The sequence below is a fragment of the Chryseobacterium cupriresistens genome (assembly GCF_046614675.1).
Taxonomy (GTDB): domain Bacteria; phylum Bacteroidota; class Bacteroidia; order Flavobacteriales; family Weeksellaceae; genus Chryseobacterium; species Chryseobacterium cupriresistens.
The window spans coordinates 265638-288950 of sequence record NZ_JBKKJT010000004.1 but is presented as its reverse complement, the minus strand read 5'-3'; the positions used below and the strand labels follow the sequence as shown (position 1 = coordinate 288950).

At 38.2% G+C, this 23313-nt stretch carries 16 protein-coding genes; all 16 read left to right on the top strand.

Annotated elements, in window-relative coordinates:
* Positions 1 to 12: 12 nt before the first annotated feature.
* The 16 genes from ACLI50_RS13625 to ACLI50_RS13550 all read left to right on the top strand — a co-directional run bounded on the left by ACLI50_RS13625 (position 13) and on the right by ACLI50_RS13550 (position 23304).
* On the top strand, positions 13 to 4266 hold the full coding sequence (locus ACLI50_RS13625; RefSeq protein WP_411414004.1) for a beta-ketoacyl synthase N-terminal-like domain-containing protein: 4254 nt from the start codon (positions 13 to 15) through the stop codon (positions 4264 to 4266).
* Positions 4254 to 4553 (top strand): acyl carrier protein, encoded by a 300-nt coding sequence (locus ACLI50_RS13620; protein ID WP_034696900.1) that lies wholly within the window; start codon positions 4254 to 4256, stop codon positions 4551 to 4553. Before ACLI50_RS13625 ends, ACLI50_RS13620 begins: the two co-directional genes overlap by 13 nt.
* Positions 4544 to 5326 carry an alpha/beta fold hydrolase gene (locus ACLI50_RS13615; protein WP_343641898.1) on the top strand — a complete coding sequence of 261 codons (783 nt, stop codon included), beginning with the start codon at positions 4544 to 4546 and terminating at the stop codon, positions 5324 to 5326. Before ACLI50_RS13620 ends, ACLI50_RS13615 begins: the two co-directional genes overlap by 10 nt.
* Entirely contained in the window at positions 5319 to 7721 is a 2403-nt protein-coding gene (locus tag ACLI50_RS13610; protein WP_343641900.1) for a glycosyltransferase, read from the top strand. The genes ACLI50_RS13615 and ACLI50_RS13610 overlap by 8 nt, the downstream gene beginning before the upstream one ends.
* A 15-nt stretch (positions 7722 to 7736) precedes the next feature.
* Entirely contained in the window at positions 7737 to 9008 is a 1272-nt protein-coding gene (locus ACLI50_RS13605) for a condensation domain-containing protein (RefSeq protein WP_343641902.1), read from the top strand.
* Positions 9005 to 10258: a phthiocerol/phthiodiolone dimycocerosyl transferase family protein gene (locus tag ACLI50_RS13600; RefSeq protein WP_343641904.1), complete on the top strand. Its 1254-nt coding sequence runs from the start codon at positions 9005 to 9007 to the stop codon at positions 10256 to 10258. The genes ACLI50_RS13605 and ACLI50_RS13600 overlap by 4 nt, the downstream gene beginning before the upstream one ends.
* Positions 10255 to 10803, top strand: a complete 549-nt coding sequence (locus ACLI50_RS13595; protein WP_343641906.1) for a hypothetical protein — start codon at positions 10255 to 10257, stop codon at positions 10801 to 10803. Before ACLI50_RS13600 ends, ACLI50_RS13595 begins: the two co-directional genes overlap by 4 nt.
* A 205-nt stretch (positions 10804 to 11008) precedes the next feature.
* Positions 11009 to 11839: a helix-turn-helix domain-containing protein gene (locus ACLI50_RS13590; RefSeq protein ID WP_343641908.1), complete on the top strand. Its 831-nt coding sequence runs from the start codon at positions 11009 to 11011 to the stop codon at positions 11837 to 11839.
* Between the two features lie 46 nt (positions 11840 to 11885).
* A complete protein-coding gene (locus ACLI50_RS13585) occupies positions 11886 to 12302 on the top strand; it encodes a hypothetical protein (RefSeq protein ID WP_202839127.1) in 417 nt (138 codons plus the stop codon).
* A gap of 312 nt (positions 12303 to 12614) precedes the next feature.
* The gene (locus ACLI50_RS13580) at positions 12615 to 13139 is read left to right on the top strand and encodes a hypothetical protein (protein WP_202839125.1); all 525 of its coding nucleotides are present in this window, start codon (positions 12615 to 12617) and stop codon (positions 13137 to 13139) included.
* A gap of 75 nt (positions 13140 to 13214) precedes the next feature.
* Entirely contained in the window at positions 13215 to 14018 is an 804-nt protein-coding gene (locus ACLI50_RS13575) for a fimbrial biogenesis chaperone (RefSeq protein ID WP_343641911.1), read from the top strand.
* A complete protein-coding gene (locus ACLI50_RS13570) occupies positions 14011 to 15039 on the top strand; it encodes a hypothetical protein (RefSeq protein WP_411414003.1) in 1029 nt (342 codons plus the stop codon). The genes ACLI50_RS13575 and ACLI50_RS13570 overlap by 8 nt, the downstream gene beginning before the upstream one ends.
* A 41-nt stretch (positions 15040 to 15080) precedes the next feature.
* Positions 15081 to 17837, top strand: coding sequence for a COG1470 family protein (locus ACLI50_RS13565; protein WP_411414002.1), 2757 nt, complete (start codon positions 15081 to 15083; stop codon positions 17835 to 17837).
* Between the two features lie 268 nt (positions 17838 to 18105).
* Complete coding sequence (locus ACLI50_RS13560; protein ID WP_411414001.1) at positions 18106 to 19002, top strand: DUF4007 family protein; 897 nt, start codon at positions 18106 to 18108, stop codon at positions 19000 to 19002.
* Positions 18986 to 22201, top strand: coding sequence for a hypothetical protein (locus ACLI50_RS13555; protein WP_411414000.1), 3216 nt, complete (start codon positions 18986 to 18988; stop codon positions 22199 to 22201). Before ACLI50_RS13560 ends, ACLI50_RS13555 begins: the two co-directional genes overlap by 17 nt.
* Positions 22198 to 23304, top strand: coding sequence for a phosphoadenosine phosphosulfate reductase domain-containing protein (locus ACLI50_RS13550; protein ID WP_411413999.1), 1107 nt, complete (start codon positions 22198 to 22200; stop codon positions 23302 to 23304). Before ACLI50_RS13555 ends, ACLI50_RS13550 begins: the two co-directional genes overlap by 4 nt.
* Positions 23305 to 23313: the final 9 nt, after the last annotated feature.

The following is a 23313-nucleotide window of genomic DNA, read 5'->3' as shown; positions in this document are numbered from 1 at the left end:
CATAAACAAAGTATGAAAAAAACAGATGTTGCTGTAATTGGTTTATCCTGTGTCTTTCCCGGGGCACAGGATGCCAACACTTTCTGGCAGAATATTGTCAATAAAGTTGATTCTACCGAAGTCGCTCCGGCGGATCGGATAGATCCTGTTCATTTCAGTGATGCCACAAGTCCCGTTGACCGTTTTTACTGTCAGCGTGGAGGGTTTATCCCTGATTATACATTTGATCCTACCGCATTTGGTATTTTGCCACTGGCTGTTGAAGGAACGGAACCTGACCATTTGCTTACCCTTGATCTGGTACAGAAAGCGCTGGAAGATGCAGGTGTATTTCAAAAGAATATTTCCCTTGAAAAAACAGGGATCATTATCGGTAAAGGAAACTATACGGGTCCGGGTGCTACCCGAGCGATTGAAATTGTAAGAACCGGAGAACAGATTTCTTCATTGTTACAAGAGTTATTACCTCAGGTTTCTTCTGCTGACATTGAAAAAGTAAAACACGCTTTTCAACAGCGTAAAGGCCGTTTTGCAGCCGATACCGCCATGGGATTAATTCCCAATCTTGTTGCCTCTCTTGTTGCCAACCGCTTCAATTTAGGAGGCGCTGCGTTCACTGTAGATGCCGCTTGTGCCTCTGCATTGATTGCTGTAGACCATGCAGTACAGGAACTTCAGAGAGGCCGTTCCGATATCATGATCGCAGGAGGTGTACACACAGGACAGAACGCTGCCTTCTGGAGTATTTTTGCCCAGCTGGGAGCGATGTCACGCCAGCAGCAGATCAAACCTTTCAGTATGGATGCTGATGGTCTGTTAATCGGAGAAGGTTGTGGTTTCGTGGTATTAAAAAGAATGGAAGACGCCGTTCGCGATCAGGATAAGATCTATGCGGTTATTAAAGGCGTTGGCGTAAGCAGTGATGGTACCGGAACCAGCGTAATGAGCCCGTCCGTAAAAGGTCAGCTGAAAGCGTTGGAACAGGCATGGATCAATGCTGATTTAGATAAAAATAAAGTGGGATACCTTGAGGCTCACGGCACAGGAACACCGCTTGGAGATAAAACAGAACTTCAGACCTTAGCCCAATTCTTTGGAAAAGAAGAATCAGCTCAGGCAGCAGGTATCGGATCTGTGAAATCCAATATCGGACATGCTATGCCGGCTGCAGGCATTGCAGGACTGATTAAAACCTGTCTGGCATTGCATCACGATACTTTGCCGCCAACCTTGTATTGTGAGAATCCCACTGCAGAGATGCAGAACACAAGATTCGAACCGGTACAGGAAGCCAGAAACTGGTCAAAAACAGGACTACCAAAAGTAGCTGCGGTGAATGCTTTCGGATTCGGAGGAATCAATGCACACGTTGTTTTGGAAGGGTATGATATGCCTAAAAAAGATCAGGTATTGATCTTGGCCAGACCTACTCACGAAGAACTGCTATCTGCATTACAAAATAATGAAACAACTATCGGCGAAGGAGATTTCAGAGTTGCGATATTCGATCCAACTCCTGCCAGAATAGAAAAAGCCATAAAAATTGTTTCCAAAAATATCATCTGGAAAAACAAACAGGATATCTGGTACACTTCTACCCCATTATTAAAAGATGGCGGTAAAGTAGCCTTTGTATTCCCTGGATTAGATGGTCTGGCAAAAGGTGAGGTAGAAACGGTAAGCCGTTATTTCGGGTTATCAGCACCTATCGAAACAGAAGGTGAAGGGCTTCTAACCGATGCCTTAAACATTTTCAACAACTGCAGTATCCTTGATAATTCACTGAAAAAACTGGGAATTATTCCGGATATGAATGCAGGACACAGTTTAGGAGAATGGCTGGCCGGTTACTCTTCGGAATTAGCGGAAGCCAATTCTGTAAAAGCCTTAATTGATGTACTGAATCCTGAAACTTTTGAATTAAAAGATTCCAGATTCATCGCTATAGGTGCCGGAATTGAGGTAGTACAGCCTTTTATTTCAGAAATTTCAGACTTATATATTTCCAATGACAACTGCCCTAATCAGGTGATTCTTTGCGGAAGCAATACTGCTCTGGATGAGTTGGTTCCCTTGTTAAAAGCAAAACAGATCTTCCATCAGGTTCTGCCGTTCCAGTCTGGATTCCACTCTCCTTTTATTGCAGATAAGCTGGATGTGATCCTTGCGGGAATGGAAAAAGCACAGTTCCAGCAGACGAAAATCCCATTGTGGTCTGCCACCACTTTAGAACCTTATCCTGCAGATCAGGCAGCGATCAGAAAACTGAGTGCCGAACATTTGGTAGAACCTGTCCGTTTCCGTGAACTGACAGACAAATTATACGAAGAAGGCGCAAGAGTCTTCATTCAGGTCGGTACAGGAGGACTGATCGGGTTTATTGATGATACGTTAAAAGGAAAAGCATTCAGTACGATTGCTTCCAGCGTTCCTACCCGTTCTGCATTGGCTCAATTACAAAGAGTAGTTGCTTCATTATTTGTAGAAGGAAAAACAATTGCCCTTGACTTTTTAGAGATTCAAAATCATTCGAAAAGACCGTCAGGAAAAGGTATTAAACTGGAATTAGGTTCACCTATCATCCGTAATTTTAAAGAGGTGAAAGCGTTGGCTCAGTCTTTTGACACGCCAAAACAATATGCCGCAACAGCTTCAGCTATTGCCACAAAAAGCGGACATCCTCTGGTACAGGCATTCCAGGATAACGTTGCCGATATGATCCGTATGCAGGAAGAAGTATTGACTTTATTCCAGAACCGTCCGGAAATCACCATCCAAAGACCTGCACCTGTAGTTCAGGCTGCTCCACAACCCGTAAGAAGTACAAATTTTACAAAAGATTTATATGTAACGCTGGAAAGTCATCCTTACCTGATCGACCACAGCTTATTGAGACAGCCTAAAGGATGGGCTCATGTAGCAGATATGGAACCGGTAATCCCGATGACGATGATCTTTGAACAGCTTGCAGAAATTGCAGAAGCAGAAATTCCGGGAACATTGGTTCATAAAATCATGAATGTAAGTGTATTCCAATGGATGAATGTTGCCAAACCATTCGAAAAAACCGTAAAAGGAGAATGGCGTTCACCGAATCATGCCTATCTTGACATTGAAAACTTTGCCAACGCAGAAGTAGTCTTAAAATCTGCTCCTGTTCCAACACCTGACTTCAATCTTTCCATCGGTAATCTTTTACCTATCGAAAGAACCCCTGAAGAAATCTACGACATGCACATGTTCCATGGAGACCAATATCAGGGAATTACAGAAGTTTCTGCCGTAGGAGATAAAGGAATCATCGGGAAGATAAAAGGAAACGGAGGTAAAGGTTCTTTACTGGATAATGCAGGACAGCTTTTCGGGCTTTGGCTTCAGCTTACTTTGGTGAAAGACCGTATTGCATTCCCTGTCAAGATCAGAGATATTGAATTCTTCGGCGATATGCATGATCAGGAAGGTATTTTTGAATGTACCTGCATGCTGACTGAATTGAATGATGAATTCGCCATCGCCGATATCATCCTGAAAAGAGACGGCAAAGTATGGTGTGCGATTACCGGATGGCAAAACAGAAGACTGGAAATTGATGCCGCTTTATGGAATGTTTCCATGTCACCGCTGCACAACCGTCTTTCGGAAGAGATTGCTCCTGATGTATTCTTCTTCCACCAGGCCTATACAAGAGTCGCTTCATGGGATTTTATCCTGAAAAGATATTTCAACCAAACAGAAAAACAGCATCACCAGCAGCTATTACCTAACAAAAAGAAAAACTGGATGGTAAGCCGTGTAGCGGTGAAAGATGCCGTAAGAAATCTTCTTCGCAAAGAAAAAAATCATGCCTGCTTCCCGATCACGTTTGAAATCCGTTCCGATGAAGCAGGGAAACCTTACCTCATCAGTGATTTTACAGAAAATATTCATATTTCACTGGCTCATAAAGGAAAAGAAGCTGTGGGAATCGCGAGATATGGAAAATCTGTAGGAATCGATATGGAACTGATGGAAGAACGCAGTTCAGGATTCTACGACATGGTATTTACCGACAAAGAATTGACCTTATTAAGAGACAGAGACCAGGCGGAATGGACTACCCGTTTCTGGGTCGCCAAAGAAGCCTACGGAAAGTTTCTGGGAACAGGACTGAAAGGAAATCCTAAAGCCTTCGAAGTCGAATTGATAAAAGACGATCACCTGTGGATCAACAATATTGAAATCAAAACTATTAAACATAAAAATTATATTATCGGATGGACACTGTAAACGCAACATTAAAAATGAACCACGAAGAACTTTTTACTTTATTAAAAGGTTTTATTACTGAAGTGATAGGTGCTGAATTTGTAGAAGAGATGGACATTACTCCTGAAAGTTCATTCACCAGAGATCTTGAAATGGACAGCATCGAGATTGTCTCTTTCTCTGAAAAGATCAAGGCGCATTTTGGCGATCAGATCGACTTTACAGGTTGGTTATCTTCTATGGATCTTGACCAGCTTATTAATCTTGACCTTAGTATGATCATCAATTATATCTACGAATGCCAATAATCACTGTCAATAACAGACAAATCCATATACAGGAACTCAACAAAGGAGCCGGACAAACCGTGGTACTCATCCACGGTATGTTCAGCAACCTGTCCATTTATTATTTTAATATTGCCCCTGTGCTGGCAAAACATTTCCATGTGGTGATGTACGATCTGAAAAGCCACGGTATGAGTGAGCGTTTTCTTGATGGCTATGACCTTGATAACATGTCTTCCGATCTGATAGGTTTAATAGATCACCTTCAACTGGAAAAAGTACACCTTGTCGGCTATAGTTTCGGAGGTCTTATTGCTTTAAAAACAGCTTTAGAATACCCGGACCGCGTGAATCAGCTAGTGGTGATCGAAGCGCCGGATCCTCAGGATGAAAAAGCCCGTAACATCATTGATGAATACAGCAAAGAGTTTCTTGAGCATTACGTGGCCAACTTTACAGACACCACCAAAGTACAGATGGGCAAAAGACAAATGGAGAAGAACCACCGTATGTATGAATTTCTGTTTAACCAAACCAGCATTAAAGCAGATATGATTAAGGAAAAACATTTCCTTGGTGAAGCCCATTTTAATGAATTAACGGCTCCTGCGCTATTGCTTTATGGCGCTGATTCCAACTGCAGGCCTACCGGTGAGTGGCTTCAGTCTCAAATCAACCAGTCTGAACTTGAATTAATCCCGGGTGATCACAATATTCCTATCCAGGAACCTCAGCTTATCGCTGAAACGATTGCTCAATTTTTATCTAAAATCCTAACACAAAACCATGGCTAAATTTGCATTTATAGTTCCACCATTGACAGGACATGTCAACCCTACCTTAAGCATCGGTGCTACGCTGCTGGAAAGAGGACATGAAGTAGCCTGGATCAGCCTTGACCCGACTTTAGAGGCCAAACTTCCCGAAGGAGGAAAATTATTACTGATCCAGTACGATCAGACCGACGAAGAAAAAAAAGAAAGTGAACAATATCTCGATATTATCTCCCAAAAAGTAGTGTATGGTATAGACAGCGTTAAGTTCCTGTATGAAGAGGTTCTTATCCCGCTGAACAGACATTGCTATAATGGTATTGTTGCTTTATTAAAAACAGAGCAGCCCGATTTGATTATCGGGGATCATCAGTTATTTGCAGCTCCGGTTGCAGCCAAAACTCTTGGTATTCCTTATGCCACTTCTGTTACCGCTCCGGCAGCCATCAAAATTATGAATGAGCTTCCAAAAGTACACGAATGGGAAGTGAATCAAATCATTGATCTGCAGAAAGAACTCGGTTTCCGGGAAGAACGTTCTCTGGCGACGTCAGACCTTCTAACTCTGGTTTTGACTTCCGGTTATTTCTTTGGGGAAATGGAGGATCTGCCGTCTCAATACCAGTTCACAGGTCCGGTTCTTACGGAAAGACGTGTTTCATGTGAATTCGACTGGGAGAGATTAAAAAGCAAAGACAATAAAAAGATCTTGGTAAGTATCGGAACTACCTTCGATCACGATCATAAAAAGGCATTTTTCCAAAAGGTAATCGATGCTTTTAAAGATGAAGATTTAACCGTTGTAGTCGTTTCTGATCCACAGCTTTTTGAGCAGTGGCCGGACAATTTTATGGTGTATCAACAAGTTCCGCAACTGGATCTGCTGCCTCATCTTGACGGCGTAGTTTGCCATGGCGGTCATAATACCGTATCTGAAACATTATCCAATGGTATTCCTTTGGTCGTGATTCCTATTGCCTATGATCAGTCGCATGTTGCAGGGCGTGTGGTGCGTACAGAAGCGGGTGAGCGCCTTAATTTTAACCGATTTAAAGCCAATCACCTGAAAGAAGCCGTACACCAGATTTTAAACAATCCGAGCTACCGTGAAGCAGCTCAGAAAGTAGGTCAGTCTTTTGTGGAAGCAGGAGGCGCTGCTACAGCAGCCAACCTATTGGAACAAGCGATATCAAAGGCTTCAAAACCTGAAAAACCGTCTAAATTTTTATTCGTAGTTCCTCCGTTTTTCGGACATGTGAGCCCGACTCTGAGTGTGGGAGCAAGTCTGATTGCCCGCGGACATGAAGTAAAATGGTTCGGGATAACCCCTTTAGACAGTAAACATATTCCTGAAGGAGGTTCTTATTTCTACCCTGAAGAAGATCTTGTTCCGTATCAGGAGGAAATCGCCCGTATCTTGAAAAGGCAGGATGACGGACCTGCATGTTCCGGTCCTGAAGTAATGAAGCTGGCTCTGGAAGAAACCTATGTTCCTTTCGCTAAAATGATGATGCCAGGATTAACCAGACTCACTGAAAGCTGGATGCCGGATGTAATCGTGAACGACTGTATCACTTTCGGAGGGGCTCTTTTCGCCCATAAAAACAATATTCCTTGTGTAACGACAACTCCTGTACCACCGGATGTGATGGGAGACACAGAAAAAAATGCTCCCAAAATCTGGGAATGGCAGCAAAAACTGATCAAAGATCTGCAAAAAGAAGTGGGAATTCATGAGGAAGGTATTTATATTCATTCTCACAAACTGAATATGGTATTTACCTCCCAGGCTTTCGCTGGTTTTGAAACCGTTCCGCCTCATATGAAATTTGTAGGCCCGGTAAAAGGACGTCCGAACGATGCTCCATTTGACTGGGATAAACTGAATGCGTCTACCACTCCAAAGATCTTTGTATCATTGGGAACGCTGCTGGTAGACATCAGAAAAGCTTTCTTTGAAAAAATCATTGCTGCATTCAAAGACCAGCCGGTGACCGTGATTGCCGCTACTCCACCGGAAATTTTTGAAGAATGGCCGGACAACTTTATCGTGAACAGCTTTGTGCCACAATCGGCAGTGATGCAGCAAATGGATATGGTGATCTGCCACGGTGGTTTCAATACTGTAAATGATACTTTCCGTAATGGATTACCGATGTTGATCACTCCCATTGCGTATGACCACTTCCATATTTCCAAACTGATTGAGCAGGCAGGCTGCGGAATCAGCATACGGTACAAGAGACTCCGCGTAGATGCACTTCGTGAAACCGTTTTTGAACTGCTGGAAAATCCTAAATACAGAACTGCCGCTCAGGAAGTAAGAAATACATTCACCGTTGCCGGAGGAAATGACAAAGCAGTAGAGCTGTTAGAAAATTTTGTAAACGAACATTCAACATTAGCTTCTGTGTAGCCTATGAATCAACCTATGAAAAGAAGATTGTTATTTGGTGAACGCATGTTACTGGGAGATGGAACAGAACCTTTTAACGCGGTCATTCCGTTCAGACTGAGAGGAACTTTTACCTTAAAAGAGATCCAGCAGGCTTTGGCCCGGATTCAAAACAAACACCCTTGGCTGAGAGCATTAATCAGCCATGATGAAAAAAATATTCCATGGTTTAATGTTCCTGAAAAAACCGTTTCCATTCCTGTAAGAATCGTCACCAGACAAAGTGAAGATCAATGGCAGGAAGAATCCAGGAAAGAATGGAACACCATTTTTAATTACGAAAAATTACCCCTGATCCGGTTTGTCTGGATCAAAGGGGAAAACGTTTCTGACATGTTATTTGCGTTCCACCATTGTCTTTGCGATGGTGGTTCTGCAATGGCCTTCCTGAAAGAGTTTTTAATGGCTCTGGACAACCCGGCTGCCGATATCGGGATAGAAAACCCGATCTTGGGAATTGAAGATGTGGTTCCTGCCCATATCCTGAACAGCCGCAGACAAAAACTGAAAGCCAGATTTATAGGTAGGCTGGCTTCTACCGCGATTAAATGGATTCCTACAGGCAAAAAAGCTGTGGAAAGACAAAGTGATTACCTCATCCATTGGAAGCTGGATGAAGCGGTAAGCAAAGAATTAATCGCTTACTGCAAATCCCAGGGGGTAACGGTAAATACATTTTTAAGTGCGGCGGTATTGCAGGCATTTAAAAAAGTAAGAGCAGAAAAGTCCTTCAATAAAGTTTCCTGTCCGGTAGACATCAGACGTTTTGCAGGACAGATCAAAGAAGATCATATTTTCGCTTTCGGGCTGATGATCGTGGTTTCTTCTGATGAAAACCTAAGCTTTGAGGATAATCTCCGTGTGATGCAGAAAGCTGTGGAAAAAAAGACCTCAAAACTGAATCCTTATATCACCATGATGGTCATGGAATCCGGGCATGATGCCCTGAGTAATTTCACCAGGCTGTTGAAGAACGGAAAATCCTCCAACGATTGTATGTTTTCCAATCTGGGACGCATTCAGATTCCTCATGAGTACAAGGAGTTTACGGTAGATACGATTTTCAGTCCATCAGTAATAGGACCGCTGGGAAATACAACTACAATGGTAACCTCAACGTACCGGGGTGAAATGGATTTTTCATTCATGGGAAGCGAAGGATATTTACCTTACACAGATGCACTGGCAGTTCGTGAAGAGGTAATGCGGATCATTCATTCTCAACTAAAACAAATGGCAGTATCATGATCAAAAGACCCTTAATGATGGTGGAAAGGATCATGTATGTAGATCCTGAAACTCCTTTAAACTGTATCTATACGGCAAGAATCAAAGGGGAGATTCCTGAAGAAAATTTTAAAGCGGCTTTAATAAGAATCCAGCAGAAGCATCCTATTCTAAGAACGAATATTGACCATAACATCGGAAACTACCCTTATTTTATGGGGCAGAAAGATATTGAACCTATTCCGCTTCGCATTGTAGAACGTACAACAGACGATGACTGGTTCAAAGAATCCGAAAAAGGATGGTTTAAACTTTTTGAAACACCCAAAAAGCCATTGGCTGAAGTAGTCTGGGTAAAAGGACAGGATACTTCCGAAATCCTTTGGATCATGCCTCACTGCATATCCGATGGAACCACCGGAGTAACCTTACTGCGTGAGCTTCTGAGTTTGCTGGACAATCCTTATGCTCCATTAATTCCTTATGTTGCTTTTGAATCTGTTGATGATTTCCTGCCTTCGGATTTTAATACAGCAATCAAAAAATATAAGGCCGGCCTTTACCTTCTGTTCGCCAGAATATTCTTTTCCATCCAGCGAAAAAGCAAAAAAAGAAACCAGGGAAAAAGCTATACCATTCACTGGAAAATGACTCAGGAAGAAACCCGGCTTATCACTGAAAAATGTAAAGCCAACCAGATTTCTGTGCATGCTTTGCTGTGTTCTTCCGTGATGCAGGCCTTCCGTGATGTTCAGGGAGACCGTGCCAAAGGTAAAGTGATCAGTCCGGTAGATGTGCGCCATTTTATTCCGGAAATTAAAGAAGATCATTTATTTGCTTTTGCCCCAACTGTGGAGCTTTCGATCAGGAAAAACAGCAATGATGTGATGGACAATGCCAGGCAGATCAAAAAAGATCTTACTGCAAAAATCAATAAGATGGAAGCCCGTGAGCTCCTGTGGATGGGAGAACATATGCACCCTGTTGTAGGGCGGATGATCAATATGCTGAAATCCAGCGAAGGCGGGCATGATATTACCTTATCCAATATGGGCAAGATCAATATCCCGAATGACTATAAAAACTTCAGTCTGGAAACTATTTTTAGTCCTACCGTGGCTTTCCCATGGCTGAACTCAAATACCTTAGTCACCAGCACGTACAACCAGCAGATGGACTTCACCTTCATGTCCAATGAAAATTTTCTTCCCAAAGAGGAAGCTCATCTGATAAAAGATAAAGCCATCGAGCTATTGACAACTTCTCTATGAAATTTAAAATAAAGCCTCCGAAGCCCAGACTGATAAAGAAAACCACCCTCAAACGCTTTCTCATAAAGCGTACGATTTATTATGTCCTTCCGAATGTGTTTTTTAATTTCATTATTGCTTACGCCAGTTTCAAGGAATTGGGCTACACCCATTTTTTTTCAGGAACTCAAAATCTTGCCCGTCTTACCCTGCCGATGGCCATCTTCCTTCCGGTGGTTCTTACCATAGACATCATCAAAAGAGTAACGGATGCTGCCAGCCAGGAAGCCATAGAGTTTACGGTAGACGAACAGCTTAATATCAAAAAGCTGATGACCAGACTGAGCATCTTACATGGATTGATTACAGGACTATTGGTATTGTCGCTGCTGTTTATAGGACAGTATAATTTTTCAAAAGATTACAAACTGGATGCAACAGCAATGGCTGTTGTGGTGGGAACGCTGGCCGGAATTCTGTCTGTGGTTTTTGTATACTTACCCATATGGAGGTTAAGGAAATGGATGTGCAAAGTAACATCAGTCCCTGCAGATTTAAACACATAATTTCCCAATAAAAACATACATCACTGTATATCATTGAATTAACAATAAAAAAAATATAACAACACCCGGTTGATCATGAGGTTACCGGGTATTTTTACGGGCATCTTGACTTAATTTTTTTCTTTAAAACTTACTATTTGGTAAATTTTTTATATTTATATAATAATTTACAAGAATTTTTCTTGAACAGAATGGTTAATAATGTATGTACAAAATCACGGATCAATTAAAAAATATAGGATTCAGTATCAATCGTTTAGATTATATTATCGCCCGAAATAACAACAAAAGAGAATTCAATACCCTGGAATATTTTTGTATTTATATTATTCTGGAAAACACCCAGCTAACGGTAGAGAATGTTCCATACCCTTTAAAAAGAGGAAGTATTGCCTTCGTAGGGCCGCAAAAGAAAATAGTTTTTGGTGAAACCAAAAGATCAGATGTGTATTCAATTGCTTTTTCATCCAGTTTTTATGAAAGATCAACCAAAGACAGTCTTTTTATCAATTCTCAGCTTTTTTATAATTATAATTCCGATATATTTATAGCACCTTTCCTCAATGTAGAACAGATGAGAGTGGTTTTTCTTGAGCAGATGGAAAGTTTCAGAAAAAAGGATGAAAGCTTATATATAGCGGCTGCCCATAATGCTATAGAACGACTGATGCTGGATGCCCTTCTGCATATTCCCACTGAAGAAATCAAAAAAGAAATCAAATTTGACTATATGTATTATGTCAACCGGTTCAAAGTTCTGTTGCAAAGAGACTATAAAAAGGCAAAAAAAGTGGCTTATTACGCCGAAGAACTTAATATCTCATCAAGGAAACTGACCGAGATGACAGAATATGTATTGGGAAAAACAGCCAAACATATCATCATTGAAAAACTCATTACCGAATGCAAAAAAGCCCTGAGCTTCTCCAACTCCACGATTTCTGAGATATCTTATGATCTGGGTTTCAGCAATGAAGGAAACTTTACTAATTTTATTAAAAAACATACGGGAAAAAATCCCTCCGAAATGAAATAATTTGTATATTTACATAAGTAACCTTTTGGGGAAAAATATAGGTTATATGCTTGCAAAGTATATTTTATTCATTTTGCTTTATTTTGCTTTTACGAAATCATTTGCACAGGCAGCAGACGGTTTGAGGCTTAACGTTAGGCTTTATCCTGTACAGATGCTTGCTGTAGGCACAGGATTTTCGGACGAAGGGAGCGAGTCTTCCTTCCGGGAAGTTCAGTCTGTAACCATCTCAAGTCCGTCCGGATTTCAGCTGAAAGCAGAATATGATGAAGATCGTGATACGTCCGGTACTTCCGAAAGCAACAGGGAAAGATCTGGTGATTACCCTCTTATCAGCCATCACAAAGGGGTGGTTCAAAAGAGATATATCATCGATCATGAGTTAGAAAATGCAATGGAAGATTTAAGCTCCAACAGCAGTGATGAGCAAAATTTTTTAATATTAACTCTAATTTCTCAGTAAAAATTAAGCAACGCTTAAAAAAAATACTATGCATTGAATAATAATTCTACAATTTATTCATTCCCTATATATTAAGTAAAATTAATGTTTAAGATTAATAAAGCATTTTTTTTACTTTATGGTGATTTTATCAGCATTTAAACTATACTTTTTGTGTAATTATTCACAAAAGGCATTTATTTCTGCGCGCTTATTTCTCCGTAAAAATTCACAAATAATAAGTATTTTTTCACAAAGATCCTGATGTTCTTTGTATTTACCTTTGCAACCGCAATTTTAAAAACAATTAATACAAAAAACATCCTTAACCTTATGAAAAATTTGATCTTAGCTTCTTTTGCTATCCTGGGATTCTCAACATTAAAAGCACAACAGAATGTAACCCTTAACGTGAGACTTAAACCTATTCAGACTCTTGTTGTTAACAACGCTCAAAAAATCGTTAACCTGGACTATGTAACCAAAGATGACTATGCCGACGGTGTATCTTCTGTAAACGCAGATCATTTAAGCATTTACAGCACAGGAGGATTCCAGGTAAAAGTAAAAGGTGGTAACGATGTATTAGAATATGGAGGTAAAAACATCCAGGCTAACACCATCCAGATTAAAGCAAGCGCAGGTTCTGACGCGGTAAACGGTGCTCAATATGCTCAGAATGTACAATTATCAACTAACGAAGCTACTTTGGTAACTTCTTCTACCGGAGGTGTAGACAAAAAAATTAACATTGAATACAAAGGCGCCGGAGATAATAAGTACCTGAACAATTATATTGCCGGACAAGATCCTACCGTATACACTACTGAACTTACGTATACCATTATTTCTCAATAATAGATATCATTCTGTAATGATAAAGTGTTGTACCTACCACAGCACTTTATCAACACTTAAAAACTAATCTCCGCCATGAGCAGACTTTCTCTTCTCCTTTTCAGTCTTCTTTTCCTATCATCTTTTCACGGATTTGCACAAACAGGAGTTTCGGTTTCACCACCAAGACTGTACTTTGAGTCGGGAAACGGAAACAGCAATACCCAGACAATAACGGTAACGAATGTAAGTGCCAAAAATTCTCTGGACCTGGCTGTAAGTTTAGGAGATTGGGAATATGACGGCAAAGGTGAGAATGTAACGTATCCTGCCAATACCCTTCCCGCTTCCTGCGCAAGTTGGGTTTCGGTCAAAAAAGAAGATAATTACTTTACGCTGGCTCCGGGAGAAAAAAAAGATATTGAGGTTACCATTACGGTTCCTAATGCACTTTCAGACCAACTGGCTGCCCATACGGCCGTTTTATATGTAAGCCAGATGAATCCGGTAGATGATGTGGATCATAAAGGCGCCAACATCAAGGTAAGCATCCGCTCAGGAATCAAATTATTCCACAAGCTGCCTGCCGCCAAAACGAAAAAACTTGAAATCCAGAATCTGGTATACGGAAAAACAACCAATACCATCAACCTCTTTTTTGAAAATCAGGGCGATGTATGGGGTGACGGAAAAATATACACTGACTTTGTGAATACCCAAACCGGAAAAAAAGTATCACTGGATCCCGTTATCTTTTACTCCATGCCCGGAAACAAAAGAGAAATGGATATCCCTCTTCCGGCAAGCCTTGAAAAAGGAAAGTATACCGCTTCGGTAATGATTGATTATGGAGACAACAACAATCTGGAATTAGGAGAATTAAGTTTCAGCTATGAATAGTAAAAAATTCTTCTGTTTCTTTCTGCTGATCTCTCTGAACGGCTTCTCACAGGTCAATTATAATTCCTGGATAAACAGCTACTTACAGATTAATTCCTACAGCGGAAATACCAATCCGGATGCATACACCTTTACCCTGGCCGGTAATGGAACATTTAATATTCCTTACTGGAAAATATCCATGAGGCTGAAGCAGCCTATCACTTCTACAGATGGAAATTATACGATGCCTGCCAACAAAATATCATTTCAGCCTGTTTCCACTTCAGGACAGGCTTATCCGGGACCCGTACCCACGATTCCGCAGATCGGAATGCCGCTGAATACTTTTCTTCAGGCCAACCAGGAAGTCTTTTTAATTCCACAGTCCAATGCAGCACTGTACAATCAGCCGCCACAGCCCAACGGCTATTATAACCTTCAGGTAAAATACAGCCTGACCGTTATGGGAGGGTCTTATCTGGGAAGCTATCCTTCCTGGACCCGATTTAATGTTCCGGTTCAGTTTACAGCGTATGACCAGTACAACAATATTATTGGCAGAGCTGATCATAATTTCCAGATTCACATCGGAACACTCAGCGGAACTCCGACCGATGTACCCGAAATGTCGCTTCAATTTTCCGCAAAAGCAGTCAACGGATCACTGGAATTCAAAAGTATGCCGGATTATGTCAACGGAGTAAGTGTCACTTATTCCAATGGACTGATTGTAAAAAGCAATACCAATTACCAGATCAAATTACGCTCTCTTCAGGCGCAGTTCAGCTCTCCAGCCGGAAACTACATTGCTTTAGGAACCGTAAAAATGAATCTCATCCCCGTTTCCGGAAACAATGGGAATGTATATCCTATCCTGCTGAGTGCTTCTCCGCAGCTTATTGCAACAGGAGGCTCCACGGGAAACTCCAGCCTGTATTACGATATCCGATATTCCACCAAAGCCAATGATGAAAGACTGATTAATGCCAAATCTGAAGAATATTCCACCACCCTTCAATACGAGATTATCCCCCAATAACCATGCTTCAAGACCTGTTCAAAAAAATCTTTTTCATTTTTTTGATTTCGTTTCAGATATGGATTCCGGCACAAAGCAGTTCCGGGATAAGTCTTGATATCCGCAATGAATCCAGAACAGATAAAACAGGGATACTGGATCTGATCCTCGTCCTTGACAATCAAAGCACAAATGATTTCAAAGGAAAAATAAATATTACGATTCCTCAAGGTTTCAGAAATATTTCGGGCAACAGTCTTCAGGTCGAAATGAAATCCGGTGAACATCTTTTCATTCCGGTAAAAATTGTAGTCAGTAATAATGCCGTTTCGGGTGAATCCCGTATGGCTTTCCGTCTTTCTGACCAGCAGAATAAAACAATGGCGGAAAAAGAAATACCTTACACCGTTACTGAAAACAATGCCATGCGCATCACGGCAGAAACTCCTCTGATTTATGTGAATAAAGCTACCGATTCGGTAGAAGTAAGGGCAAGGGTTTCCAATCTTGGGAACAGAAAACAGCATGTAACAGTTGTCTTTAAAATTCCTGAAGCTGAGCAGGGAAATGCTTTTATAGAGAAAACAGGAAGTATTGGCGTGCAGAAAGATTCAGTCTTTGTGTTCCGTTTTCTACCTTCCAGAATCAGATCCCGCAGCACTCAGATTTCCGTTAATATTGCAGGTTTCAGAGAGCCGGACAGAGAGATATTCGGCAACACTACGGTATCTGTGCAAAATGTTTCTTCGGTACAGCGTTACGAGGATATGGAATCCACTGCTTTTTCCAATTTTACGAGGAATACCATCACGGCAAGTTACAGGCATACCGGAGAAAACCTGGACATGTATCAATTGGTAGGTTCCGGAGGTTTCAACCTTCCGTCAGGATATATTTTCATCCGGGGAAATATCTATACCATGAAGAACCAGAGCGATCCTATTGTCAACAATACCTATCTGACCTATCACAGGGAAAATAGTGAATTCACGATCGGAAACATCAATAAATTACTGGAACTTTCTCTATTCGGAAGAGGGTTGGAATATACCTACACGTCTCCGGACAAAGACAAGAAAATTGAAGCAGGTTTCGTAGACCAGACCTACAGCCTGATCGAAAGAAATTCTTTTCTGAAATATGGTTATGGATTTTATACCCGGGGAACTCTTGGTGCTCAAAACGCTTCCCGTAATATCTCAGGAACCTATATTTTCAGGGATGATCCTTACGAAAAAGCCAGACATCATGTAGCCGGAACAGACCTTCAGTATGCTTTCGGTAAAGACTGGAGAACCAACACCAAGGTGTATGGCGGACTGAGTTTCTACGAAAATAACCAGCCCACCAAGCCTTCTTTAGCTTTGGAATCCCAATATTCCGGAATGATCAAAAAGATCAATCTGAACGGAAATTATTTCTACAGCACAGATTATTATCCCGGAAACCGAAGAGGAATTTTGCAGATCCAGCAGAATTTCTCTACCATGATTTTCAAAGATCATTATGTGTATGCCAACATTACAGCTTCCCATTTTTCACCTAAGTTCTACTATTACGACAACACCCTGAATTCGAGCAATCTAAGACTGGATACGGGAATCAACTTCCCTAAAAAAGGAAATTTCGGGATGGGACTTGGCTACCAGTATCAGGAAGAAAACTCCAATTCTTATAATACTTTCTTCAATGCCCAGCCTTATGAGAATACCAAACAGCTGAAAGCACAACGCTTTACGGAATACCTTACCTGGCTGAGCCCTGATAAGCAACACACCTCCATCTTAAGCATGGAAACAGGATTGGCACAATATCCGGACAACGACAAACAGCAGTTCCAGATGAAAGTAAGCGGAACTTACAGCTACAAATGGCTTACCGTGAACGGGATCTATCAGCACGGAAGTTATTTCCTTTCCGAATATGCTTTTTCAAAAATGATGAACCAGAGCACTCCCTACGAAAAGCTTTCCCTTTCTGCTTTTGTGAATAAAAATTTCTTCAACCGTCAGCTGAATGTTACCTCAGGGGTTTCTTATACGGATGATGTTCTGTATGGAAAATCGCCTTCGGGTTTTATGAACCTGAAGTATTCAAGGGAAAAGTACGCCCTGTACCTGAACTCTTCCTACTTCAGTTATACTGCAGGAAGCTTCACCAATAATCTATTGACCGTGGAAGCTGGCGTTACTGTCAACCTTAGAAACAGCACCCTTGATCCGGGTAAAAAAGGTGATATTAAAGCATTTGTCTATTATGACCTGAACGAAAACAATATCTATGATGAAGGCGACAAAGAAGCGGCAGGCTATCTCATTATGCTCAACAATATTTCATTTAAAACCGATCCGTCAGGTTCTATCAGCTACCGTTCTATCCCTTACGGAAAGTATACCCTGAAACAGGTGATCCAACAAGGCTGGTATTATGATGAAACCGAATTTACCGTAGACAAACATCACTACTCTTTTGAGATCCCTCTTCATCAAAACGGAACTACCCAGGGAAAAATAACCTACGATTTTGACACCAAAACAGCAGTAGATTTCACACCCAAAGTCGGAGGTATTCTTTTCAATATTTACCGAAACGAACAGTTAGTACATCATATCATCACCGATGACAACGGTGAATTTGCCTCCTTCCTACCCTCCGGAAATTACAGGATTGAGCTGAACAAAAACTCTCTGCCTTCCAATACCTATTGCGAACGCTCTACTGATACTTTTAAAGTGGAAGCCGGGAAAATAGTACAATTGGAGCCTTTTGTGATTAAGGTAAGGGAGAAGGTGATTAGGGTGAAGAAGTTTGGGAGTTAAAACTAATATATACAAAATCCCTTTTTACAGATTAATACCATTTTCAAAAAGGCTATAAACTTAACACTAAGGCGGCTACTGTGATTACAGAAACACTACCAAATAATTTGTTTAGAAACATTTCTAGAATAATTAACAAATCATTTTATTTTAAAATATAAATTGAAGCTCAAAAAGCTAATTCTTACTTATAAGATATTTTAAATTTATATAAGATAAAAGTAGATAGAAAAAACTACCTTTGTAGACTGATTTTTTTTAAATATAAATGGACATAATTAATATAAATCTTAAACTACAGTTTTCAGGACATGAATCATTTTCTTGTAAGCAATTCTGGCTGAAAAAGGGTTATGATTTTGTTAGCAATAATAAATCTTTTAATAATGAAGAAGCTGTAATAGATTTGGGAGTAGGAAAAAACATGGTTAATTCTATACGATACTGGTGCAAATCATTTAATATCATTAATGAAAAAGATGATACTCCTACAGAATTAGGCAATCATATCTTTTCTGATACTGGCTATGATCCGTATTTAGAAGACATTGGGACTCTTTGGCTATTACATTATAATCTTATAAAGAAAAATAAAGCCAGTTTATATTCATTATTATTTAATGAATTTCGCAAGGAAAGAATAGATTTTACAAAAGAGCATTTACATTCTTTTTTAAAGCGAAAATGCAATGAAGACTCTTCTATTAATTATGTTGAAAAAACAATCACTACAGATATAAATGTTTTTTTCAGAAATTATGCTTCTCCTGAAAGAAAAGCGAAAATAGATATTGAAGATGTATTTTCTAATATATTTTTGGATTTAGAATTAATTCATCAGTACAAAAAAATTGGAATTGATGATAAAACAGAAGACTGGTATAGAATAGGAAGTGAAAAACGAGATAATTTACCCTCCGAAATTGTTTTATATTCAATAATTGATAATTACAAAGACAAAACAATTAGTTTTCAACAATTATTAACAGGAATAAATTCTCCTGGAAATATTTTTGCACTTAATGCGGATGATTTATACAGGCACCTTATAAATATTAGTAACAGGTATACTAACATAATTTATAGTGAAACGGCGGGTAATAGAACCTTGCAATTCAAAGAACAAGTTAATAAATGGGAAATTCTTAATGAATACTATAGATAGAAATAATGATCATTTTTCTCCATCAGTGAACATAGTAAGAGATAATGGTACAAATATAGATTACATCCTGACTCCTAATGCGGAGTTGGTTCACTCTCAATTAGCAACTGGATTTCAAATTGGAATTAGAGCATATAATCTGATTGGGGCTTACGGAACAGGAAAATCAGCTTTTCTAAAAGCTCTTGAGAATGACTCTACACATCTTTCAGATAATTTTAAAAATAAAGCTTTTAGTGACTTCAAATTTATAAAACTTGTTGGGGAATATTCATCATTCCTAAAAGAATTTGCCGACTTTTTAAATGTAGAAGAAGCAAGTTCTAAGAATATTATAAAAGCTATAGATGACTACTATTCAAAATTAAATTCGGGATTAATAATTCTTGTTGACGAATTTGGTAAATTTTTAGAATATGCTGCTAAAAACGGTCCAGAAAAGGAATTATACTTTGTACAAGAGTTAGCAGAGTATGTTAATGATAAGGACAAAAATATTCTTTTTATTTCAACACTACATCAAGATTTTAATCAATATGCATTTGATTTATCTAAATCTCAAAAAAATGAATGGGATAAGGTAAAAGGAAGATTAAAAGAAATAACTTTCAATGAACCTGTAGAACAACTCTTATTTTTGGCGGCAAAAAGAGTTGATCAATTAGGGTTTAAAAATGATATGGACAATTTTGGAGATTTGTTTAAACTTATCCAAGATTCAAAATTATTTCCGTTAAGAGATTATTTCGATGAAGAGATAGGAAAAAAACTATTTCCTTTAGATGTTTTATCAGCGTCTGTTCTCACATTATCATTGCAAAAATATGGACAAAATGAAAGGTCTTTATTTTCTTTTTTAGATTCGAACGATCCCTATAATTTATTTGATTATAATAGTATTGGAAATCCTTATTTCAATATAGCTTGTGTTTATGATTATTTGATTCACAACTACCATTCATTTTTAACAACCAAATACAATCCACATTATTCACAATGGACTAATATTAGAGCAGCCATAGAAATGACTGAGGGCTGGTTTATAGGAAATCCCAATAATGCTATTAAGATTGTAAAGACGATAGGATTACTCAATATTTTTGGAAATTCGGCAGGAAATTTAGATGAGATTTTTATTGAGCAATATGCAAAATATTCCTTAGGCATTAATGATGTAAAAAATGTTATTGAGGAATTAGTAAGTTTACGAATTTTAAGATACGTTAGTTATTCTAATCGTTTTGTATTAGCCCAAGGAACTGATTTGGATATTGAAAAAGCTTTAGAGGAAGCTTCCTCATCAGTAGAAAAGCCTAATAATATTATAGATTACATTAGAGAATATTTTACTGGTAATTATATTACTGCAAAATCAGTCTACTACATCAAGGGAACACCTCGTTTTTTTGAATTTAAATTAGTTGATAAATTAATTAATGATGTTCCTCTTGGAGAAGTTGATGGCTTCATTAATTTAGTTTTTTCGAATAGTATCACAAGACAAGATGTTATTGAATTTTCCCAACAATGTGAAGAAGCCGTACTAATAGCATATTATAAAAACTATGAGCAAATACAAGAGATTATTTATGAAATCTTAAAAATTCAAAAAATAAAATCGGATTATCTAAATGATAAAATTGCTTTAAACGAACTCGGCGAGTTAGAGCAATTTTATAAAAAAGATTTAAATAATTTCATCAATGAAGATTTATATTCTGATAATCATAATATTGAATGGTTCTACAGAGGAGAATTATTAAATTTCTCTTCTGCTAAAGCTCTTAATCAAGAGCTTTCAAGAATTTGTAATGAAGATATCTATACAGGAACACCTATTTTCAGAAATGAAATGGTTAATAAAACCAAAATTTCATCTCCTATTTCTACAGCAAGGAAAGCTTTACTCAGAGCTTTGGTAAGCAATTGGCAGGTTGAAAACTTAGGATTTGATAACAACCATTTTCCTCCAGAAAAAACAATTTATTTAAGTTTATTAAAGGAAACGGGAATTCATAGAATGGAGAACGGGGCATTAATTGTTTCAAATCCGATGGACACTAGTTACGAGGCGCTTTGGATGGCAGGAGAAAGATTTCTTAATTCTTCTAAATATAGTAAAAGAAACTTACAAGATTTCGTAGATCAACTATCTGTGAAGCCATTCAAATTAAAACAAGGATTTATTGATTTTTGGTTATCCACATTTCTTTTTATTAAACGAAATGATTTTGCTCTTTTTTGTGAAGACGCCTATATTCCTGAGCTAACTTTTGAGAATTTAGAATTGGTTTCCAAAAAAGCTAGGGATTATGAAGTAAAAGCTTTTGATGTGGAAGGTGTTAAGCTGAAAATGTTTAACCAGTATAGACAATTGCTGGAACAAACGGAAAAGAATATTATTACCAATCAGAGTTTTATTGAAACAGTAAAACCTTTCTTAAAATTTTATAAAGATCTTCCTGATTATTCAAAGAAAACCTTGCGGCTAGGAAAAAGGGCATTAAAACTGAGAGATGCTATTGCCAATTCAAAAGATCCTGAAAAAACTTTTTTTGAAGACTTTCCTTCTGCAATGAATGTAAGCATTATAGAATTGCAAAATAACACGCAAAAACTAGAACATTATATTAATGATATACAATCATCAATAAGAGAAATAAGAACCTCTTATTCGGGGCTAATTGAAAGATTTGAAAATTATATTTTGAGTGAAATCATAGGTGAAAACTTAGATTTTGAAGAATATAAGTTAAAGATTCAGAGTCGATTTAAAAAAATAAAAAAACATTTATTAAAGTCCAACCATAAAGTATTTATTCAAAGATTGAATTCTCCACTGGACGATAAAAATGCTTGGTTAAACTCACTCGTACAAGTTTGTTTAGGAAAAACATTAGATAAGATTACTGATGAAGAAGAGGCAAAATTATATACTGTTTTTACAGATACTATTGCAGAATTGGATAATCTTAACGAAATTAGTCAAAAAGATTTTGATGAAACAACAGAAGAAATCTTTAAAATAGAAATTACTTCATTTGTAGATGGATTAAAGAAAAATTTAGTACGTTTACCTAAAGAAAAAACAAAAGAGATTTCTGAAAAAGAAATAGAATTAAAAAGACTATTAGTAGGAGATTCTCGAATTAATATAACCGTACTTGCAAACTTATTGCAAGAAGAACTAAAAAAATGAGAAAAGTAAGGCACGTAATGGGTATTTCAGGAGGCAAAGATAGTGGTGCCTTAGCTATCTATTTATTTGAAAAATACCCTCATTTAGATATTGAATATTACTTTACAGATACAGGAAAAGAGTTACAAGAGACATATGATCTTATCCGCAATATCGAAACACATACTGGTAAAAAAGTAATACGTATTGAAGCTGCAGAAAAAAGTCACGAAGACCCTTTTGACCATTTTTTAAAATTGTATGGAGGCTATTTACCATCTTCGAATGCTCGCTGGTGTACTAAAAAATTGAAATTAGAACCATTTGAAGATTGGGTAGGTGACGATTTGGTTGTTTCTTATGTTGGAATTAGAGGGGATGAAGACAGAGAAGGATATATATCAAGAAAAGGTAACATCCAGTCAATTTTTCCTTTTCGCAAAAATATATGGAGTGAAGATGTTATCAGTAAAGTTTTAAAAAATTCAAATATTGAAAACCTTATCACTTGGTATAATGATCATATATCAGTTCAAAAATTATCACGAACTCAAGAAGTTGTTAATGAGCTTATTTCTTCCAGATATACGATTAAAGATAAATTAAATGATTTATTAGATATAGATATCCAAGCATTTAATAAGGTTGTTTTTGAGTTTCTAAAAACGACAGAATATCCACTTGCCTATGAAGGTGATTTTGCCTTGTTAGATAATGAAGATAATCTAGTAAGGGAAGACATTTTCAACATCTTAAAAGATAGTGGTGTTGGAGTTCCGAAATATTATGAAAAAGTTGAATTTGAAGTAAATGGTCTAAAAGGAGAATATGCTCGGAGTCGCTCTGGCTGTTTCTTTTGTTTTTATCAACAAAAGATAGAATGGATATGGTTATATGAACAGCATCGTGAACTTTTTGATAAAGCACTAGAATACGAAAAGGATGGTTATACATGGATGCAGGACGAGAGTTTGGAAGATATCGTAAAGCCAGAACGTATGACTCAAATTAAAGAGCTACAAATAAAAAAACTACAAAAAAATAACCAAAATAAAAAATCAGCTTACCTCTTAGATCTTTTGGATGATTCTGAAGGAGAAGGTTGTGCAAGTTGTTTTATATAAATTCGACAA

What these genes read in the sequence shown, in the direction of transcription:
- ACLI50_RS13550 (WP_411413999.1), top strand. Translation starts at nt 22,198, where the DNA reads ATGAGAAAAGTAAGGCACGTAATGGGTATTTCAGGAGGCAAAGATAGT.
- ACLI50_RS13580 (WP_202839125.1), top strand. Translation starts at nt 12,615, where the DNA reads ATGAAAAATTTGATCTTAGCTTCTTTTGCTATCCTGGGATTCTCAACA.
- ACLI50_RS13575 (WP_343641911.1), top strand. Translation starts at nt 13,215, where the DNA reads ATGAGCAGACTTTCTCTTCTCCTTTTCAGTCTTCTTTTCCTATCATCT.
- ACLI50_RS13620 (WP_034696900.1), top strand. Translation starts at nt 4,254, where the DNA reads ATGGACACTGTAAACGCAACATTAAAAATGAACCACGAAGAACTTTTT.
- ACLI50_RS13590 (WP_343641908.1), top strand. Translation starts at nt 11,009, where the DNA reads ATGTACAAAATCACGGATCAATTAAAAAATATAGGATTCAGTATCAAT.
- ACLI50_RS13610 (WP_343641900.1), top strand. Translation starts at nt 5,319, where the DNA reads ATGGCTAAATTTGCATTTATAGTTCCACCATTGACAGGACATGTCAAC.
- ACLI50_RS13625 (WP_411414004.1), top strand. Translation starts at nt 13, where the DNA reads ATGAAAAAAACAGATGTTGCTGTAATTGGTTTATCCTGTGTCTTTCCC.
- ACLI50_RS13560 (WP_411414001.1), top strand. Translation starts at nt 18,106, where the DNA reads ATGGACATAATTAATATAAATCTTAAACTACAGTTTTCAGGACATGAA.
- ACLI50_RS13595 (WP_343641906.1), top strand. Translation starts at nt 10,255, where the DNA reads ATGAAATTTAAAATAAAGCCTCCGAAGCCCAGACTGATAAAGAAAACC.
- ACLI50_RS13555 (WP_411414000.1), top strand. Translation starts at nt 18,986, where the DNA reads ATGAATACTATAGATAGAAATAATGATCATTTTTCTCCATCAGTGAAC.
- ACLI50_RS13605 (WP_343641902.1), top strand. Translation starts at nt 7,737, where the DNA reads ATGAAAAGAAGATTGTTATTTGGTGAACGCATGTTACTGGGAGATGGA.
- ACLI50_RS13615 (WP_343641898.1), top strand. Translation starts at nt 4,544, where the DNA reads ATGCCAATAATCACTGTCAATAACAGACAAATCCATATACAGGAACTC.
- ACLI50_RS13570 (WP_411414003.1), top strand. Translation starts at nt 14,011, where the DNA reads ATGAATAGTAAAAAATTCTTCTGTTTCTTTCTGCTGATCTCTCTGAAC.
- ACLI50_RS13585 (WP_202839127.1), top strand. Translation starts at nt 11,886, where the DNA reads ATGCTTGCAAAGTATATTTTATTCATTTTGCTTTATTTTGCTTTTACG.
- ACLI50_RS13600 (WP_343641904.1), top strand. Translation starts at nt 9,005, where the DNA reads ATGATCAAAAGACCCTTAATGATGGTGGAAAGGATCATGTATGTAGAT.